Consider the following 20,817-nt stretch of genomic DNA (forward strand, 5'->3'; position numbering starts at 1 on the left):
TCATCATCGAACTTTCAACTGATTTTCAGCTAAATTTTAGCCGGTTATAATCAATCAGTTTTCGATAAGGCTGACGAAACAGTGATTATTCATCACTGATGACAATTTCAGATACGGTGTAAGAAGGTGTCAACGGCACAAATACAAACGTATTTTGACATAACAATGCGCCAGCAGTGACCTCGAACAAGGTATCCTTTTAAATCGTCATTAACTCCGGTGAGCTATGCTTGCTCATGTCGATTTACGGATACCTAAGTTGCGTTAGCTAATGTTGTTTTTGTCGAGCGGATGGCGGTGCTGACCGGGTTGTCGCTCTCGTTGGCGCTCGAGGTGTTGTTGTCTGATATGAACGTGTCGGCGCGCGCATGGTACTCGATGGTGTGCTACGAGGGCTCGGAGTTGTTACCGACGGCGTAGAACGGGTTGTCGGCATGGTGCGAACGGCAGGAGAAGACGCCGGCGTCATGCTGCGGCTCGACGAGTTCATTGCCGGTTGGTTCACGCTTCGGGTTGGCAGCGTTGTAGAGCGGTTCGACTCGCCTAGGCGTCTTGATGAGACGCTGGGTGGTTGCGATATCGTGCGAGTATTCGTAACCGTAGTGCGCGCTGGCTGATTCACCGGCGTTGCCGCATTCCCTGTTCGCAATCTCTGCTCGCGCAGCTGATTGTAGTCAGAACGTGAATGCGACAGCTTATCCTGAACCTGCTGATAACGATCACGACTCTGCAATTGTTGGCTCAACTGAGTATTAGAACGATTGATTTGTTCCGTTGCAGACGGTGTATCTGCCACCTGACGACGTTGCTCATTGCCTGACCGCGCCAAATCCCGGCGCTGCTGCTCAAACCTTTGCTGGTAATTTTGAATCAACTCTTTGTTGACCGGACGTTTTGCCAAATCCTCGTTGTTGTTGATTACAGGATTGGCCCGATTATTGAGTGCTGGAGATAGTGCAGTATTAGTTTTTGATGCGGGTTTAGAGCTGATATTGTTACCCGTATCTCTGATCTGCGCCTGTGTTTGTATGTCGCGTTGCAGCTGCTCTTGTTTTTGACGCATTAACTCTTTACGTCCTAAGCCCTGCTCGCCACCAACGTAACCCATTTTACGCATATCTGCGTTTGGCTGGGTAACATACGCATCACGATTTGATTGGTATTTTGTTTTTGTATAGTCGGTTCGGTAACCCACGCCTTTACGATGTTTAGGATCATGTTTCCATTGCTGCCCAAGATCTTTTTTAATCTTGGTGGCGTAGTAAGGTTTTTTATGATGATATTTGCGGCCAGGATAATGCTGGTTGCGATAATGATACGGCTTATATCGATAATCGTTATACACTCGCATATGATAACCAGGCCAGTAAAACGAATTAAAATGATAGTTAAACGAAATACTCACACCCGGCAGCCAGGTATAGTAACCAATCTGGGCAAAACGATTGTGATTATGATGCCAACGCCAATCCCAATAAACCGGCGGGTAATAACCCCAGCGCCAGTTTCCGTAAACTACGCGTGTATCGTAATAAGGCACATAAATAACTTGCGGCTCTGGTGATTGAATAACAATGACGTTGTCTTCTTTATAGACTTCGACTTTGTCCATATTGCTAAGGCTGCCAGCCTCATCAGCCTGCTGTCGCAACGACTGAATACTGGCAAGAAGACGCGACTCGTCGTCAAGGAATGCATCACCTAAATCCTGAAGCCAGTCCAGATCATCAGCGATCCGTTTTAATACTTCAGGAAAGGCAATCAACGCTTTCACGCTGGGATCCCAATCTTCCTCTGCCGCGGCTTTCATCGCTTCGTCATTTGCCAAAGATTCATTTTCTGCCCGCCAACGACTGGCTTGAACAACTTCTAATGGGTAGGTAGAGGCGATAAGAATATGGGTTAACAGGCTATCCGGATACAAGGCTATAGGCGCCAGCATTTGTTCTAGTTCCGCGTCGCTAAATACTTGCTCACCACTAGCTTGTTGCGGCTTATCCGGGGCATTCACCCGGGTTTCTTCGGGATTACTGATTTGCCGCGCCGTGTTGTTTGCTTGCTGCGCACATGCCATTGTCGCCGTTCCAGTCAGACAGACAAGTGCAAGCCATTGAGTTAAACGTTTCATAAACCACCTCTTCGCGAAGATGCTGTCCTTGCTGCCGGGTTGGTACCTTGAGTATAACCTAAACAGATGAAAGACGATCCTGACTCATATTATGTATAGGTATGACCCTGAGAACCTTGTTTAGTTTCAGCAAGACTCGAATGATGTCGAAATAGCTGTCATTGCAGCTCACTGAAAATACAGAAAAATTTTTCTCTTGTTATTGTTATACGTGATTGCGGGAGAGCTGTCTACGACAACACTCGTTCGTAAGATTGATAACTCATTAGTTAGTATTTTTGATAAACCGTGGAATGATTGGTTAAATAACTCATCCATTATGTTCGCCAACTGTCATATTAATACCGATATTTTATGGTTGGGCGTGTACAAGGTGCGAGTTCAGCGACGAAAATTAAAATATTGATCAGACAATATCGGGCCAAGATCCACGTGGTTATATCTTTTATGGACGTTTGTGGTGAATCTAACTCAGCCATTTATACATCACATAAGCGTCAACATAACCTTGCTCAGGGTGTTTAAACGCTTTAGGCAAGCGACCACAAATATCAAAACCGAGTCGTTGCCATAACCGCACCGCGCCGGTGTTTGAGCTGGCCACAAAATTAAATTGCATCGCCTTATAGCCAAGCTCTGCAGCCATCAGTTGCGAGTGTTCACACATACGGGTTGCCAGGCCTTTACCGCGGGCATCCTGTGCGACCATATATCCACAGTTACAAACGTGGCTACCCGGACCCGCTTGATTGGTTTTAATGTAATATGTCCCAAGAATATTGGTGTTTTGCTCAACCACAAACGTTTTCTCTGGCAGTTCCATCCAAACCCTGAAGGCCGATTGTTTGTCCATATCTGTTGGGTAGGCATAAGTATCCCCCTGGACAATAATCTCCTGCATAAATGCGAAAATTTGGTCAAAGTCATCGACCCTTGCCTCTCTTATTTTCATTAAGAAATCCCTCCGGATTCGTGTCACTGCAAGCGTTTATTGTCTGTCAACGGGCCCATACGGCATGATACCCTTCCATGGCTACGACCTAGACAGAGGCGAGCACGACTTGGCTCCCAGTCCCGTCATTACGCACATCAATCCGCAGTGCCATTTGTTCTTTTAACTCATTTACATGGGAAATAACCCCGATGGTACGACCGGTTGATTGCAAATCAATCAAGGTATTGATGGCTAGTTGCAACGAATCCTGATCGAGGCTGCCAAAGCCTTCATCGATAAACAAGGTATCGAGTTCAATACCGCCTGAGCGTTGCTGAACCACTTCAGATAGCGCCAGTGCCAGGGCTAAAGAGGCCATAAAAGACTCGCCACCAGACAAGGTTGCCACAGGACGTACTTTGCCGGTATGCGCATCATCAACGGCCAAGTCCAGACCGGCGGTCACATTGCGCTTTTGTTGTTCTTCGGCCTGACGTACCAGGGTGTATTGGCCTTTACTCATCATCTGCAATCGGCGACTGGCAATGGACAGGACATTATCGAGTATATCGGCGAGTACAAATCGCTCTAACGAGACTCGGACTTTACCTTTCCCGCTTGCGGCATTGGCAAGGGTGCCTATCACTTCATAATCTTGTTTATGTTGTTCCTGACGTTTTTGATACTGTTCTACACGCTGAAGGACATTCGCCGAACCTGCCAACGCGATAGCGGCCTGACTCACGGCTTTTTCCTGTTGCTGATAGCGGCCATCGATAGTATCCAAATTTGCCTGTAATGCTTCAAGATCGGATGCTTTTTGACCGGACAAACGCTCCGATAACAACGCCAGATTGTCTGCCAGTGTTTTTGAGGTTTGCTGGTATTCATTCACTTCCGTCTGTAAACGTCGCAGACTAAACTCATCCAGACACGCATCGCTAAACGCCTGCTGGTCAGGAAAGCTGCTCGACGTTAACTGTTGTTGCCAATAATGTTGCGCCTGTTGACATTTTTGTTGCAACTGCTCGCCATGTTGGCGTTGCGTCAACATTCGGCTTTCAATAGCGCTAAAACGCTCTGTAGCTTTTTGATAACCTTGCTGAGCCTGGGTTAACTGACTATCCAAATTAGCGATTGCCCGTTGATTATCCTCAATCGCCTTGGTCAACACGTCGTTATCACGATATTGCTCTGGCAATCCTTGTTCGGCATCAGATAGCTTCATTTTTGCGGTTGCGTGTTGCGCTGCAATGGCGGGTAAGCCTTGTTCTAACTGTTGCATATTCGATGCCAATCGTTGCAATTCATCATGCATGGCTTTGAGTTTATCGGTCGCTTTTAATAATTGTTGTTGCTGTTGTTTCAATCCCGTAATTTGGGTTTGATTATCAGCAAGTGCCTGCTCGGTTTCAACACAGGGTTTCACTTCGCCATTAGCCTGCTGCAACACTTGTTGGTGCTGGGATTGACACACTTCCAGCTCGCGTTGAACCTTAGCTAAATTCACCTGAGCACGTTGCAATAGCTGTTGTTTTTGATCTCGCATCGCCCGTTGCTCATCGAGCATGGATTTGGTCACCGTCTGTTCGGGCGATTCACTTTTTGCCGGTGCAGGATGCTGTGTTGAACCACATACCGGGCAAGGCTCTGATGGGTTTAACTGAGCCGCTAAAATCGCCGCTTGCGAGCTATGCCACTTAAACTCAAGTGTCATCAATGCGGTATGTTGATGTTCCAACGCCTGTTGGCACTCGTTAACCTGTGCTTGTTGCTGCTCCAGAGATTGTCGCAACTGCTGTTGCTGGTTGGTCAGTTGCTCAATTTGCCGACCCGCTCGTAACTGCTGCTCCAATACATGTTGTTGTTCAATGAACTTAGGCAAACTATCAACGGCTTTTTGCAAGGAAACAATCAAGGCTTCGCCTTTGTTAACCCGTTGCGAATATTCGCTGATTTTGGCTTTTGCCTGTTCGATACGCTGACGGCAGTCTTGTTCTGCCTGAGATTGTTGCTGACATTCGAGCTGGATCAACGCGAATCCTGTCAAGGTCTCCCGAAAATTTGCCAATTGCTGCTGGCTATCAAGCAAAGATTGTCGCTGTTGATATTGCTGTTGTGCCGTATGTAATTGATTCTCGTGTTCCTTAACGTTTTTTCTGGCTTCTATTTCAAGCTGTTGGGTTTGCGAAATTTGCTCTTGTATTTGCTGCAAATCCTGGCGCAATGATTGTAGCGCCTTAAAATCTGGTTCGAGCCGAGCCGCCTGCTCTGCCTGCTGCAATTTGCGGCCTTGCACCTGCATATCTTCAGCCTTTGCATGGTGCTCTGCCTGTGATTGTTGTAATCGCGCCAGTTCAGAAAAATCTTCGTTTAGTTTCTTGCCTTGTTGATAAGCAATAATGGCCTGCTGCCGTTGTTTTTCCAGTAGTCCCTTTTGCTCGGTCAGCGCCTCAAGCTGAGCTTGCTGCTGTTGTTGGCGGCTGAGTAATTGCGATAACTCCTGGACACTGGCTTCTTGTAATGCCTGATTGATCAGGTCCTGATTTTGCTCATAATCGCCTTTAATTAGCGCCGCTTTTTCTTTCAGGATTTGCTCAATTTTTTGATAAATCTGGGTTTGGAACAGGGTCGATAAAATCGCTTGCCGGGCATCGGATTTGGCCAGCAGTAGCTCGCGAAATTTGCCTTGTGGTAACACCATCACCTGGCGAAACTGGTCGACACTCAAACCAATAATTTCACGGATCCTATCATCCGCATCTTTTTTCTTTTTCGCCACTAAAGTGACTTCTTTTTGTTGTGCTCCATCATCGACTAATTCGCGAAAGTGGGCGCTGGCTTTTTCTTCGGTGAAACCATCACCTCGCTTAGCCGGCCGCAATTGTGTTGGCGTTCGGGTGATCCGATATTGTTTATCGCGGATCGCAAAGGTTAATTCCACCTGAGTCAGCGTGTCATCATCAGCATTGTCACAACGAACCGCAAAATCTTTGCGCGCTTCATCCGTGGTCTCGCCATACAAGGCAAAGCAAATCGCATGCAAAATGGAAGATTTACCCGCACCGGTTGGCCCATCAATCAAAAATAACGGGGCATGACCCAATTCTTGGAAATCGATCACCTGTTTATCGGCAAAAGGGCCAAACGCCTGGATGGACAGACTTAAAAACTTCATTCCTTGCCCTCCGTTAATGCTTTGGCCTGAGTGATAGCATCCTCGAGTATCTGTGTTTGTGATGGCGACAATTCATTTTCAGTTACCTGGCTGAAAAATTCGCTAAACACCTGCAGCTCATCCTTTTTAACGTCAGCATCCGCGTCGCCATTGGGGCTATGTTGGCTTGAGTCGTAGTCGCTCGAAAATTGCCTGCGCTCCATCTGCAATACATTGGGATAGACTTTTCTAAGACGTGCCAACGGCTCCAATAAGGCTTGTTTATCCATCAAGCGCACCAATAAATAATCATCAAAATTGGCGTCGTCTTTGCCTATTTGTATCAGTTCATCGAGCTCACCTTCGATAATTCTCAGGTTATGGCGTGCGTGCAGTGGCAACAAAGTAATGCTCGCAGGCTTGTCAGCAGTTAGCTCGACTAACGTTACCGACTTATTCTGCTGATGTTCAGAAAAGGAATATTTCAATGGTGAACCACTATAGCGAATATGTTGTGCCCCTTTAAATTGTGGCCCGTGTAAATGCCCCAGAGCAACGTAATCAAAGTCAGCCAGAGGCTGCCAGGATACCCGGTCTGCGCCGCCGATGGCTAAGGGGCGTTCCGAGTCAGATTCGCTGGCGCCATCAATAAAGCAATGACTTATCAACACCGATGCCATATCCGCTCTGTGCTTACGGTGCTCTTTTAAAATCTGTTCAGCCATATAGCTGTGCGCATCATCATAGGTTCGCAATACCTTATCGTCACCAAGTTCATTGGCGATTTGCTCAGCAAATGCTTCTCTGACTTCCACAGGATCATGGTACGGCAACCCATAAAACGCGACATTTTCACCTTTTTGATTTTTCACGATCACCGGCTCACTCGCCTGCTGCAAATCTGCGAGAATATGCAGGTTCGCCAGCCGCATCTGTCTGGCGCCAAACCGCAGTCGTTTGGCACTGTCGTGGTTGCCACTGATCATGATGATTGGAATGTTGTGCTGTTGTAAATCAACCAGAAACTTATCCAGTACATCAACCGCTTGCGCGGGAGGAACCGACCGGTCGAAAATGTCGCCAGCGACGATGATGGCGTCAACCTTATGCACTACGGCATATTCTTTGATCTGAGAAAGCACAAATTGCTGATCATCAAGAAGAGAAATGTTTTGGAAAAGACGACCGATGTGCCAGTCTGATGTATGCAAAAAACGCATGCCAATCCTTTGATATATGCTTCGAAGTCACGAAAATGTTCTGAATGTAATCACGAGTCTACCACAAGCGATTTTATCGGGCAGTAGGCGTAAAGATTTTTTGTGCGGGTTCTGTGAAAACTTCACTTATTGGAATGGGTATTAGCTTGCTCTTTATGTAGCAGTTCGTTAGATTGAGCAGCTATAAATTCGCTAATACATTGAATCTTGTCGTTTAAGAATTATGTTCTCAAATCTATTAACAACCAAACCGCTAATCGATGCCCAGAGTAAAGCCTGGATTGATGATACGTACGCCTGGCTAGAACGTCATTTTTCCAGTTCAGACCCAAAGCTGAAGCCTCGCTTCATTTTACCCACCAATGACTACTATCCTGGCCGGGTGGGCAGCGTTGATGAAATGGCGCAGAGTATTTTTGAGAAAACCGGCGAATATGCGGGCATGCGCCAGTGGCCGGTGGTATTGCGTTGTGCATCAATGGCTGCGCCACCACCAGCTAATACGTTGCCACATTTAAGTTTCCCTAATGGCTTACGCGGCACATCAATTCGCGTGGTCAATAACGACTTTTCCATGCAGGGTGGTCAACCAATGGTATGGCCATATCAGGAACCACAGGTGAACCATCCACAATTAATGATTGCTAACTTTGCTCAAGGCTACGCGGCATTGCTTATGCAACACACGATGGACAACCCACCCGGCGGGCCAGAGTTTCGAAACCAAACCATTGATTTACTCGCATGCTATCTGGGATTTGGTGTCATGATGGCCAATACAGCCTATCAATTCCGCGGTGGATGCGGCAGCTGTTACAGCCCTTCCGCAAATCGACAGACCATGTTAACGGAACAACAAACCGTTTACGCGCTGGCACTTCACTGCGTGAATAACCAGCTGGATAGCTCTCCCGTACGTAAACAGCTAAAAGCGCATCTGCAAAAAGACTTTAAACGCGCATTAAAGCAGGTTAAAAGCGATCATTAATTTATTCTATCGCCAGAGGCAGAAAAGCTCTGGCACAGCACTTTAAGCCGCTTATTCTCCCCCCACTACCTTTAGCGCAGTGTGTTATCCCGCTTGCCGCTCTTTTCCCATATGCGTCGTCAAAGCATGAAAACGACCAATAATACCAATCACATTAAGTTTGTGCACAATTCAGAGTTAGGGCAGAGGTTCACTGGCAACATAGACGTTATTGAAATTTACGTTGAAGGAAATCTAAAAGACGAAAGTTTACGTAGTGATTAATGAGGCATCTTTGAAACAGAGGGCACATGATGAAAACTATTGGACTTTGGATATACGATTGCTATACAACGGTGTTTGATTCGCGTAAAAATCCGCTGAGACACATACCGGATCCCGTCAGTCGTTTCTATATTATGACCATCTTAGCCACGATGTGGAGTTTTTGTTTCGCAATCTATTTGGGAAGCATGATTTACTTCGGCTTAAGCCTTGCCGCACACATCATTTTGCTTCTGATGTTTTTCTTCACTATTTCTGTTTTCTACGACGCCGAGAAAAATCACTCGTCATGGTTATTAAAGCTACGCCAAGAGCATTGATGATCTTTCGAGCACAACAACGCAGCATCACAGTTTCCAGCGTCAAAGGGTTTGAAGCATTGAAAAGGTGAGGCTTGTTACAACCATAGCGATAAGCCCAAATGCATTCGCATTGTGGTTTCGCTACCAGTACCTAGTCGTTGTTGATGTCAGCTCTGGCCATGGCAACTAATTCTTCAGCAGCCACCTTTCTCTCATCGATAACCACAGTCGCAGAGATTTTGTCCTGAATTGCCTGACGATTTGCATCCCAGTAGATTTGGACAAAGCCCAGCAGTCCCGTGGCAAGGCCGGCGCCATAGCCACCATATCGGCCAAAGCTGTCCCATATCGATAACCGTGTGCCATCAAGTTGAATGACCCGGATACCCAGCAGTTTCTTACCTGGGGTTTTACCATTGAACAACGAACCACAAACGGTGAAATAAAATGCTGCCCAACCAAATCCAAGTCCAAGATCACGAATCAGCGCTTTAAAAAACTCAATAATTGAATAAATCGGCTGGGTGGCTTTGTCCTTGATCTTACCGGCTCTACTCGGTTCGTCATCCACGGCAGGTGTGTTGTCGGATCCTGCGGGTATTTCCACCTCTGGCACCACAGTAACCGTTTTACTACCCGTATCAGCTTCGGCTGTTGCGGATTTATCTGATATGGGTTTTGCTGCCGATGTCGTCGTTGCATCAATCGCCACAGCGTCAGGCACTTTTTCTTGTTCTTGTTCTTGTTCTTGTTCTTTAGCCGATTGAGCCAATAATTCATTATACGAGGCGGTTAATTCCGACGCTAAACGTTGACGTTCTGTCGCCTTGATTGGCAATTCATTGGTAATTTCCGAGAATAAATTCTTAGCCTGTTGTTGTGTTAGATTAATGGATAACACTTGTTCTGGCACCGGCGCCAACACCTCTTGCCAGCATGCCACTTGCTGATCACAGCCTTTTTCTTTTACATTTGTCACGGTTTTTATAACGAACCCCGTTATCTCTAATGTTTTACCCAGATCAAACTCCGCTTCGATTGGGTCACCTGAGCCATTGGTAACTATCTCACCGTAGGATTGCCCATCATTGGGATCTAATGGGTTTTTGCCATTAAATAACGGAGGCAACAACTGTACTAATAAGACGAAAATGATAAGGGCACCGAAAAATCGCATGACCGCGCGGCGTTTGCTGCCATTAACTTTGCCAAGTTTTTTCGCCCGTTTTTTGCTGCCAAAGCGAAATGCTGCAATGGCAATGGCCAATGCTAAAAACTCACCGCCGGCGGAAGATAAAATGGCAATTAAAATTAAATCAATCAACATCGCGACGCCGCGTTTCCATGGTGATGCAATCGCGGTACCAAATAAATTCTGATCGATTGTAAATGCAAAAGGGGTAATGACTTCTCGAGTTTCACGGCGAGTAAATTGCGCTTCCTGCTCACCTTCCATGGGTAACGAGTTCATCTTGTCTCCTGTGCCTTTTTTGTTGTTTTTCAATCAATAACTACAATAACGCTTTTATGCCATTGGATAAACCGTCTAATGTCATCTCATACATCTCCCCTGCCATGATCTGTTCCATCAATCCGATGGATTGATAGTAGGGCCAATAGGTTTTGGATTGCGGATTTAGCCAAATACAGTGGCCAAAATGATCTAACAGGCGCTGCATCCAGACGCTGCCCGCTTCTTTATTCCAATGCTCAACGCTGCCCCCCGGATAGGTAATTTCATAGGGCCCCATGGTGGCATCACCCACAAAGATAATTTTGTAATCTTTGGGAAAGGTACGAATGATTTCCCAGACATCAATCGTATCATTGTGACGTCTCTCATTATCTCGCCAAACCTGCTCATAGATACAATTGTGGAAGTAAAAGTATTCAAGGTGCTTAAATTCTGTATGCGCCGCTGAAAACAGCTCTTCACAGGCAAGGATGTGATCATCCATCGAACCACCGATATCAAAAAACAATAATACCTTGATAGCATTATGTCGTTCAGGCCGCATTTTTAAATCCAGATAGCCGGCATTTTCAGCGGTGGCTTTGATGGTGTTGTCCAAATCCAGTTCCGATGCGGCGCCCGTACGGGCAAACTGACGTAATTTGCGTAACGCCATTTTGATGTTTCGCGTCCCCAGTTCAACATCCGCATCGAGGTTACGAAACTCGCGCTTATCCCAGACTTTCGACGCGCTACGGTTACGACTTTCATTCTGTCCGATTCGCATCCCACCGGGATGCTCACCATAAGCTCCAAACGGGGATGTGCCACCGGTACCAATCCATTTATTTCCGCCCTGGTGCCTTTTTTCCTGCTCCGCTAAACGCTCACGCAGGGTTTTCATTAACTCTTCCAGGCCGCCGAGTTGTTTGATTTTCTTGCGCTCTTCTTCTGTGAAGTGACGTTCAAAGCGTTTTTCCAACCATTCTTTGGGGATTTTATCCAGGTTTAAGTCGATGCTTTCTACCCCTTCAAAATAATCTGCGAATGCGCGGTCAAACTTGTCAAAGTGGCTTTCATCTTTCACCAGAATCACCCGGGAAATGACATAAAAATCATCTAGAGACGCAAAAATCACCCGCTTTTCTAATGCCTGAATCAAGTCCAGCAACTCTTTCAAAGTGACCGGCACCTTGTAGCGTTTCAGAGTAAAGAAGAAATCAATTAACATAGGTTCACAATCACAGGGAATTATCGAGAGCGATTTAAAAACGCGAGTTTTTCGAACAGATGAACATCCTGTTCATTCTTTAACAATGCACCATGCAATGGCGGTATCACTTTGTTCTGGTTGCTTTCATGCAACACTTCTGGGCTAATATCTTCAGCGACTAACAATTTGAGCCAGTCAATTAACTCAGACGTTGACGGCTTTTTCTTTAAGCCTGGTACGTCCCTTAATCCAAAAAACAATGATAAGGCTTCATCAAGCAAGCGTTGCTTAATATTGGGAAAATGCACATCAACAATGGCCTGCATCTCTTCTTTTTCAGGGAATTTAATGTAGTGGAAGAAGCAGCGCCTTAAGAATGCGTCAGGTAGTTCTTTTTCATTATTCGAAGTGATGATGACAATTGGACGCTGTTTAGCGACCACTTTTTCCTGAGTCTCGTAAACAAAAAACTCCATTTTATCGAGCTCAAGCAATAAATCATTGGGAAATTCGATGTCAGCTTTATCGATTTCATCAATCAATAATACCGGCCGTGTATTTTGTTCAAATGCCTGCCACAGTTTACCTTTGACAATATAGTTGCCAATATCCTTGACCCCTTCTTTACCTAACTGACTGTCTCGCAGCCTTGAAACCGCGTCATATTCATATAGCCCTTGCTGAGCACGAGTGGTCGATTTAATGTGCCACTGAAACAACTGGCAATTAAGACTGGCCGCCAGTTCTTCCGCCAGCATGGTTTTGCCCGTACCTGGCTCTCCCTTAATTAACAAGGGTTTCTCAAGAGTCATCGCGGCATTTACCGCTAACTGCAGATCCTGACTGGCAATATAATTTTGTGTACCTTTAAACACGAACAAACCTCCAATGCCGCGCTAAACGTTGAGCGACATTTATATAATGAATAGAAATAAGTAAATTACAACTGAATGGAATTAGTTATAACGTTCTATTACTTCTTTGAAAACTGAAAACTGAGTAATCTTAACTATAATACCAACAACCATCATCTAAACTGTATTTGAAAGCGTAAATTATCGCTACATAACAGTATGTTAGAGTATGCATTGTTGGAGTGCTTATTAATAAACGGTGCTAGTCACTGTGGTTAACGCAGCGTTTAATGCAAAGAATAACCCAAAGGACATATCATGACCAACGTATATCAAGATAACTCTCAATCTATCGGGAACACCCCGCTAGTAAAGCTGAATAGTATCACTAGCGGTAATGTTTACGCCAAAATCGAAGCTCGTAACCCGAGTTTCAGTGTGAAGTGTCGTATCGGTGCCAATATGATCTGGGATGCAGAGAAAAGTGGTAAGTTGACCAAAGGCAAAACCATTGTTGAGCCTACCAGTGGTAATACCGGTATCGCACTTGCTTTTGTTGCCGCTGCAAAAGGATACGATTTGATCCTGACGATGCCAAGCACTATGAGCCTTGAGCGTCGAAAATTACTTATTGCCTTAGGTGCGAAACTGGAACTGACGGAAGGCGCAAAAGGCATGAATGGTGCGATCCAAAAAGCCAATGAAATTGTAGCCCGTGATCCGGACAACTACGTTCTAATGGGTCAGTTTGACAACCCGGCCAATCCACAGATTCATGAGCAAACCACAGGTCCTGAAATCTGGAAGGATACCAATGGCGAGATCGACATTTTTGTTGCGGGTGTGGGTACTGGCGGTACCATTACCGGCGTCAGCCGTTACATCAAAAATGAACAAGGCAAAGCGATTCAGTCAGTCGCTGTAGAGCCGACTGATTCTCCGGTTATCAGCCAGAAAATGGCCGGCGAAGAATTAACGCCAGGTCCTCATAAAATTCAAGGTATTGGTGCTGGATTTATACCTGGTAATCTTGATCTATCGTTGATCGATAGCGTCGAGAAAGTTGGGAATGAAGAAGCTATGGCAATGGCGCATCGTCTGATGCGCGAAGAAGGTATTCTCGCAGGCATTTCTTCAGGAGCAGCGGCAGTCGCCGCGAAACGTCTGGCAGAAGATCCCGCCAATGCAGGAAAAACCATTGTGGTGATTTTGGCAAGCTCAGCAGAACGCTACTTAAGTAGCCCACTGTTTAGCGACACCTTCACCGATGCAGAATTGGTACAATAGCCACAAACTCTTATTAAATCTGGGGAAGCGAAAAACAGTGCTGTATCCTGTTTTTCTTTAAATGAATCCCTGCCAGAATCTGGCAGGGATTTTTTTATCCTTTTTAATGAGACACCCACGTTAAATTTCAATATTCCTGTCAGGATAATAATCGGAGGAGTAACGTATTGTATCCTCCGGAATCGAAGACTAAATTCAAAGTAAATTGCAGTTTTGGATAACCTTTACGATGGGTGTCCCGATAAAGGGTCCTGATAAGAGTTCGGCAAAGCGGGTACCAGAGCCTTTAAAAATCGAGCTTTACCAGTGAGCTAACGCTCGGTTAGCCTGGTAAAAGCGGCGCAACTTAATCTAGGCTCGGTAATTGATTGCGCGAAGAATGACGCTACCCTCCTCCTCCTCTGAACCTGTTTTGACAAAGCAATCAAAAACACGTCAACGGATACTTACAATGGGTGTCTTAATTTTTGTTTCTTTATTAGCGCTTTAAATGCTGATTTGCCATAAACGCTTGCGGTGGGTGTCCAATTAAATCCGCTGATTTGCCATAAACGCTTATGGTGGGTGTCCAATTAAATCCGTTCTGAACCTGTTTTGACAAAGCAATCAAAAACACGTCAACGGGTACTTACAATGGGTGTCTTAATTTTTATTTATTTATTAGCGCTTTAAATGCTGATTTGCCATAAACGCTTGTGGTGGGTGTCCAATTAAATCCGTTCTTGTGGTGGGTGTCCAATTAAATCCTGCGGTGGGTGTCCAATTAAATCCGTTCTTGTGGTGGGTGTCCAATTAAATCCGTTCTTATTAAATTGATGTGATTAGGAAACATTTAAGCCAATCCTGTTCAGACTTTGTATGACATCAATAAAAAATCCCCGACAAAGATGGCGGGGATTTCAACGTTTGTGTTTGTGCTTGGCGGCACTAAATTGTCTGGCGACGGCTTAGTTTAAGTTTTATTCCCCAAGTACTATGCCTTCTCGGCGGGGATCGGCGCCACCGATAAGTTTGTCCTGGAAGACTTCAATGCCGTGTAAGCCGCTATTTAAGTCACGAACACTAACCTTATGCCCCATCGCCTCTAGCGCCGGTTTGATGTCCTCAAGGTCGGTACCCTTTTCCAGGGTTGTTACATCATTGCGATGGGTAATTCTCGGTAAATTAATCGCGTCCTGAATCGACATTTGCCAATCCAGAACACCAATCAAGGTTTGAGATACGTAATTGATAATCCGACTGCCGCCGGGAGAGCCTACGACCAAACGTAAACTGCCATCGCCGTTAAAAACCATCATCGGCGCCATCGAACTACGCGGACGTTTTAATGCCTGTACGCGATTTGCGACTTTCACACCATTAACTTCAGGGATTTTTGAAAAATCTGTTAATTGATTATTTAACAAGAATCCGTTCACCATAACTCCTGAGCCAAACGCCATTTCTATGGTTGAGGTCATTGATACAGCATTGCCTTGTGAATCAACAATACTCATATGGGTCGTTGATGGAAGTTCGTAGGCGTTATCGTTGGCACGAGACAAGCTAGGAAATTCCCCTGGCTGTGCTTTTCCCATGTCTTTTTCAGGATTGATCAAGCGGCTTCGCATCTGCAAATAGTCCGGGGCTAGCATCTGCTGAGTCGGTACATCGACAAAATCTGGATCGGCGAGATACTTATTACGGTCGGCGAACGCCAATCTCGAGCTTTGGGTATACAAATGCGCCGCGGTGACGTCATCAGTGGTTAACTGACTGAGATCAAACGCTTGTAACTGACCTAAGATTTGCATAACGGCTACACCACCTGAGCTTGGAGGGCCCATGCTACATAACTCGAAAGCGCGATACGGTGCACAAACCGGTTCTCGTTGTTTAGCCTGATAGCGTTGCAGATCTTCCACCGACAGGCCGCCTGGCGATATCGGCGAATGTTGAACCGCTTTGGCAATATCTTTGCCAATCCAGCCATGATAAAAGACATCGCTGCCCTGCTCCGCCACATCTTTTAAAACGCGAGCAAATTCTGGATTTTTCAAGCGTTCACCCGCTTGTATGGCTTGCCCGTTTGGAAAGAAATAATTGCTCGACGCCGTTAGTTTTTTCAAGCCTGGGTTTATTTCCAGTTGTACTAATCTGGCAAGTCGCGGCGAAACAATAAAACCTTCTTCGGCTAAGCTAATGGCATCTGCAAACAAACTTTTCCAAGGCAGTTTGCCGTGTTGCTGATGAGCCATTTCCATCATTTTAAACAGGCCAGGAACACCAACACTGCGGCCACCGACGACGGCGTCGATCCAAGGGACAGCTTTGCCTTGCTCATTTAAAAACAGATCTTCCGTGGCCGAAGCGGGTGCAACTTCTCTGCCGTCAAAACTCAGCAATTCACCTTTTGCTTTGTCGTAATACAACATAAAAGCGCCACCGCCAATACCTGATGATTGTGGTTCAACCAGACTCAATACCAACTGCACCGCAATCGCTGCATCAACCGCGCTACCGCCTTGTTTCAAAACATTATAACCGGCCTGGGTGGCGAGCGGATTGGCCGCCGTTACCATAAAGGATTGTTTCACAACTGCCTGTTTATGGGTGACGCCGGTCGCCGCTTCGGGTTCACCTTCTTCGCGCTTTTGTTTCGCTGCGGGCGCGTCATTTATGCATCCTGCCAACATAGCAATACAGACAACTATCCCGGACAACTTCTGGATACTTACCATGAAAAAATCCTTATATTTGAGATTAATGTGAATTCGACCTAGTATGCGCAAGTTGCGCCTGAAAATCATTAAATTGTTCAAAGCCAGACAGCACTTTTTGATACTTATCCACGTTGTTTTCTAAAATTCCCAAAGCATGGACAGTCGATTCCAACGTTGATAAACCACGTGGGTCGTGATGTTTACGAATATGATATTGGCTAGTGAATGTTTCCGGCAGGGTCAATTGTAAAAGTGCATGCAAATTTTTCGACAACTGCAATATTTTGTAGGCTTTTTTCCAGGTGCCATCAATCACAATAAGGCGCCTTGTCTTACGTTCAGTAGGCGCAATTATCGACGCAATTTTGGCTCGTTCCCCAGGATACAGCAAACAAACCTGATAACCAGGTTCATTGATTAAAGTATTTAGCGTTTGATGTTCACTAAAATCTTCACCGACAAACAGATGACACTTTGCCAGGCTCAATGCTAATAATGCCGCAGTTCCTTTGGCCTGTTTTTCTTCACTTTTATGTTGCAAGATGATCACCTCCACTTCATTTTCCGTGGTATGTGAAAATTCACAAATACAGGTGACTAGCGGTCGATGGCACCTTGTGCAATACTGTCTGCTCATTGGTGAAAGCCAATTCAATAATTAAAACAACACCCATTATATGCGCGAAACCCTTTTATGTTGAAGTTATCTTTGCCCTTGCAATTGAATGCCTGGCTTACGCCGTTTATTGTTCTGCTTATTTCCGTATCCGTATTTTTGTTACCCGAAACCATATCGCAATCGCTCATTTATGACCGCGACGATATTGCCGATGGTCAATTCTGGCGTTTGTTAACCGGGCACTTTGATCACACCAATCTCAATCATATGTTACTCAATCTGGCAGGCCTTATTATGTTGTGGGCTTTGCATGGTGATCATTACCGGCACGGCTTATTTATCGCGGTGTTTTTAATGTCCGCGATAACCTGCAGCCTGGGCATCTACATCTTTGATCCAGACATGACACGCTATGTCGGATTATCTGGTGTCCTACATGGCATTTTTGTCTTTGGTGCTATCGCTGATATCAAGCAGCAAGATAAAACCGGCTATCTATTATTGCTCGGGGTCACGGGTAAAATCATTTATGAACAATTCGCTGGTGCCAGCGCAGATATGGTGGAACTAATAGGTTCTGATGTTGCCATTGATGCTCACCTGTTCGGAGCCATTGGCGGACTGTTGGCCGGTTTAGTCTGGCTATGGCGACCATTTGCAAGCCCAAAGGCTTGATACCAATCACACTAAGTTTGTGCACAACTCCCTCTGGGTGAGTTTTAAAGGCGTTTATTTTGCGTTACTGATTTTTCCTGATGTTGAGAGCGGTATAACCATTCTCTGCAATCAAAGCCTTGCCTAAAAGCCTTTAAATTCTCACTGAGTGAGCAATCATTTAATGTGATTGGTATTATACCAAAAAGCTACTGCTCATCCGATTTTGGTGAAACAGTAGCTTTATTGGCTTGCAAGGTGCTGGTTTACTCAGCACAAAACAAGGTTTAGAGCGTCTCTTCAAATAGCTTAAAGATACGACGGTATTCATCTAACCAACTGCTTGGTTGCACAAAACCATGTGGTTCTACCGGATAAATCGCCGTTTCAAAATCTTGTTTTTCCAGTTCAATCAATCGCTGCACCAGACGCACGGTATCCTGAAAGAATACGTTATCGTCAATCATAGGCGCATTGATCAATAAAGGCTTCTCAAGACCTTCCGCAAAATAAATCGGAGAGCTGCGCTCATAAGCAATGGCATCGTCACCGGGCATATTCAAGATATTTGACGTATAACCATGATTGTAATACGCCCAATCGGATACCAAGCGCAATGCAGATCCAGAAGCAAACACCTCAGGTTCTTTAAACATTGCCATCAAGGTTAAAAATCCACCATAAGATCCGCCATAAACCCCGATTTTATCTCGATCAACATCGGCGTTATCCACTAACCAATCAACGCCACTGAGCATGTCCTGAACTTCCGGCTCGCCCATATGACGATAAATAGCGGTGCGCCAGTCACGGCCATAACCTTTTGAGGCTCGGTAATCCATATCGATAACCGTATAACCTTGCTGAACTAACATTGAGTGGAACATAAATTCACGGAAGTATCCGGACCAGCCAAGGTGAGAATTTTGCAGATAACCCGCGCCATGCACAAACATCACTGCTTTTCCTTCACCGCCTTTACCTTCTAGGGCGTCGCCTTGATACACGCGAGAAAATACGCCTTGCTCGGTATGCTTTGATGGTACCTCGACAATACTCGGTGCAACCCAAGGCATGGCTTTAAATGCATCCGATACCGTATGGGTTAACTGCATTGGCTTATCAGCAGTGCCCACAGCTTTGATATACAATTCTGGCGGCATCGTCGTTGTAGAATGCTCAATCAGTAGCTTACTTTCATCTGGGGACAATGCATATTGATTCATGCCACCAAGATCCGTTAACGCTTCAATATCACCGCCGTCGCGAGCGACTCGATAGATTTCATAAATCCCGGGATGCTTAACATTCCCCTGAAAGTAAAACGCATCCTGGTCTTTCGAAACGGTTAAATTGCGAACTTCATATTTGCCCGATGTTAACGCTTGTGGCTTACGATCAACAGGTTTTACGTATAAGTGGGAATAACCCGACTCTTCCGACAGATAATAAAGGCTCGGTGAGTCTTTTAGCCAACCAAATTGATTGAACTCCCAGTTAATCCACGCGTCATCATGCAATCGATGCTGAGTCACTAACTGTTTTTCTTCAAAATCAATCGTAGCAATCCAACGGTCTTTGTTATCCCAGGCTTCCATCATAACGGCAACCTGAGAACCATCCGGATGCCATTTAATGCTATCGGAAAAACTCAGCAAATGGATGTTTCTTGGCGATTTTTTCGATTCGTAAGTTTTCCCTTCACGCGCATGGTTTTCTTTGCGTACGTCAGCAAGTACATCTTCATCAAAACCATCCAAGCTATTGTAATTCAATAGATATTGCGCATTGTATTGTAAATCAATAAGGTACAACTGCTCTGAATATTGACGATTGTCGCCGACACGGCGGCGGGCTGGTACTGCCGCGATATTGCCATCATCGGTAATATAGTTCGGCATAATATCGGAATCATTGCGCCAGCCCTCATTGCTGCCAGTGCTTACAACGATATAACGTCCATCAGGAGACAGTTTTGCCTGCACAATGCGCTTGTCTTTACCAAAATAGAACACCGCTTTATTGATGGTATCGTTTTCGGCACGAAGAGCGTTGTCTTTTTCATTCTGCAAAGCCTTATTGCGCTGTTGCAAGGCAACATAATCAATCAGTTTGCTTTGTTCCTGCGCCAGATAACTTTGCGCACCATTTTTGGATTTTGGTGTATCGGTCATTTGCAGGTTTGCTAACTCCGCAACCTGGAACGTTGCAAGATCCAGCGCATAAAAGCTATTGCCTTGGCGATACGAAATGCGCTCATTAGTCAAAAATTGTGCCGATGATTCTTTCGCGGTGGTAAAGGTTAATTGCTGTATGGAATCCGTTTCCAGATTCTTCAGAAACACATTACCTTCGAATGTGTACAGTTCTTGTTTACCATCTGCAGACGTCACCGCATTGCGATCGGAAAATTTATGCAGCTGGGCTAAACTGACCGCCTGCCCTTGCTGCTCACCAACCGCATGCAAGTATAGATCACGAACCGGGTTGCCTTCGCGCTTTTGTAAATACAATACCTGTTCACTATCATCGCCCCAATACCAACTTGTTGGCGTTCGGCCAATCCAGTCCGGATCTGACATGATCTTTTCCATAGTGATCACGCTGCTATTTTCAGCTAACTGGCTATTATCTGCTTTGATGACTGGTGTAAGTTCGAAATTTGCCGTCTGGCTGGTATCAGCTTGTGGGCTCTGAGAGGCTGCACATGCTTGCAGACCGAACACTATTGACGCAACCAGTGCGGTGCGTTTGACCGTGCACTTGATGCTCAAGCGGTTAACGTTTGTCATTTACATCCCATTTTGTTGTAATCGTTAAACATTCATTTAAACAAAAACTTGCCCCCCAGAGCAAACAGATCTTGTACCAATACGTTAATACGCCGATTTTCTGAGGTTAATTGCCTAAACAGTTAAGGTATTCATTTTACTCAGCAAGCTAAGGAAAATTACCTAACTCGCTTTAGTTTTCATGTAGCTCCAGTGGTAAACATTAGAAGCCGTCAATTAGACGAGCAAATATCTACCCATTAAACAAAAG

The 20,817-nt window shown here is 45.4% G+C and carries 12 protein-coding genes and 1 pseudogene; 3 read left to right on the top strand and 10 right to left on the bottom strand.

The window, feature by feature from the left end:
• Positions 1-1,288: 1,288 nt before the first annotated feature.
• The 4 genes and pseudogenes from ACHUFQ_RS08180 to ACHUFQ_RS08195 form a co-directional block, all read right to left on the bottom strand.
• Positions 1,289-2,128 (bottom strand): annotated as a pseudogene (locus ACHUFQ_RS08180) (DUF3300 domain-containing protein); the annotation flags it as partial.
• 466 nt (positions 2,129-2,594) lie between these two features.
• Positions 2,595-3,080, bottom strand: coding sequence for a GNAT family N-acetyltransferase (locus ACHUFQ_RS08185; RefSeq protein ID WP_394174621.1), 486 nt, complete (start codon positions 3,078-3,080; stop codon positions 2,595-2,597).
• 88 nt (positions 3,081-3,168) lie between these two features.
• Positions 3,169-6,240, bottom strand: a complete 3,072-nt coding sequence (locus ACHUFQ_RS08190; RefSeq protein WP_394174623.1) for an AAA family ATPase — start codon at positions 6,238-6,240, stop codon at positions 3,169-3,171.
• Complete coding sequence (locus ACHUFQ_RS08195; protein WP_394174625.1) at positions 6,237-7,439, bottom strand: exonuclease SbcCD subunit D; 1,203 nt, start codon at positions 7,437-7,439, stop codon at positions 6,237-6,239. The genes ACHUFQ_RS08190 and ACHUFQ_RS08195 overlap by 4 nt, the downstream gene beginning before the upstream one ends.
• A 223-nt stretch (positions 7,440-7,662) precedes the next feature.
• Between ACHUFQ_RS08195 and ACHUFQ_RS08200 the strand changes: the two genes are divergently transcribed.
• Positions 7,663-8,427, top strand: a complete 765-nt coding sequence (locus tag ACHUFQ_RS08200; RefSeq protein ID WP_394174626.1) for a hypothetical protein — start codon at positions 7,663-7,665, stop codon at positions 8,425-8,427.
• 717 nt (positions 8,428-9,144) lie between these two features.
• Here the strand turns inward: ACHUFQ_RS08200 and ACHUFQ_RS08205 are convergent.
• The 3 genes from ACHUFQ_RS08205 to ACHUFQ_RS08215 are packed head-to-tail and all read right to left on the bottom strand — an operon-like array spanning position 9,145 to position 12,534.
• Complete coding sequence (locus ACHUFQ_RS08205) at positions 9,145-10,464, bottom strand: RDD family protein (RefSeq protein WP_394174628.1); 1,320 nt, start codon at positions 10,462-10,464, stop codon at positions 9,145-9,147.
• Between the two features lie 40 nt (positions 10,465-10,504).
• Positions 10,505-11,677 (bottom strand): vWA domain-containing protein, encoded by a 1,173-nt coding sequence (locus tag ACHUFQ_RS08210; RefSeq protein WP_394174630.1) that lies wholly within the window; start codon positions 11,675-11,677, stop codon positions 10,505-10,507.
• A gap of 20 nt (positions 11,678-11,697) precedes the next feature.
• A complete protein-coding gene (locus tag ACHUFQ_RS08215; RefSeq protein ID WP_394174632.1) occupies positions 11,698-12,534 on the bottom strand; it encodes an AAA family ATPase in 837 nt (278 codons plus the stop codon).
• Between the two features lie 297 nt (positions 12,535-12,831).
• Here ACHUFQ_RS08215 and cysK point away from each other — a divergent pair, with 297 nt between their 5' ends.
• Complete coding sequence (gene cysK, locus ACHUFQ_RS08220) at positions 12,832-13,800, top strand: cysteine synthase A (RefSeq protein ID WP_394174633.1); 969 nt, start codon at positions 12,832-12,834, stop codon at positions 13,798-13,800.
• 959 nt (positions 13,801-14,759) lie between these two features.
• Here cysK and ggt read toward each other — a convergent pair.
• Positions 14,760-16,475: a gamma-glutamyltransferase gene (gene ggt / locus ACHUFQ_RS08225; protein ID WP_394174660.1), complete on the bottom strand. Its 1,716-nt coding sequence runs from the start codon at positions 16,473-16,475 to the stop codon at positions 14,760-14,762.
• A 67-nt stretch (positions 16,476-16,542) separates the two neighbouring features.
• Positions 16,543-17,139, bottom strand: a complete 597-nt coding sequence (locus tag ACHUFQ_RS08230; protein WP_394174635.1) for a tRNA-uridine aminocarboxypropyltransferase — start codon at positions 17,137-17,139, stop codon at positions 16,543-16,545.
• Positions 17,140-17,196: 57 nt separating this feature from the next.
• Between ACHUFQ_RS08230 and rrtA the strand changes: the two genes are divergently transcribed.
• Positions 17,197-17,796, top strand: coding sequence for a rhombosortase (rrtA, locus tag ACHUFQ_RS08235; protein WP_394174636.1), 600 nt, complete (start codon positions 17,197-17,199; stop codon positions 17,794-17,796).
• A gap of 266 nt (positions 17,797-18,062) precedes the next feature.
• On the opposite strand, the gene ACHUFQ_RS08240 is transcribed toward rrtA, so the two are convergent.
• Positions 18,063-20,567, bottom strand: coding sequence for a S9 family peptidase (locus ACHUFQ_RS08240; RefSeq protein WP_394174637.1), 2,505 nt, complete (start codon positions 20,565-20,567; stop codon positions 18,063-18,065).
• Positions 20,568-20,817: the final 250 nt, after the last annotated feature.

It is taken from the genome of Thalassotalea litorea, from assembly GCF_043642205.1.
Taxonomy (GTDB): Bacteria; Pseudomonadota; Gammaproteobacteria; order Enterobacterales; family Alteromonadaceae; genus Thalassotalea_A; species Thalassotalea_A litorea.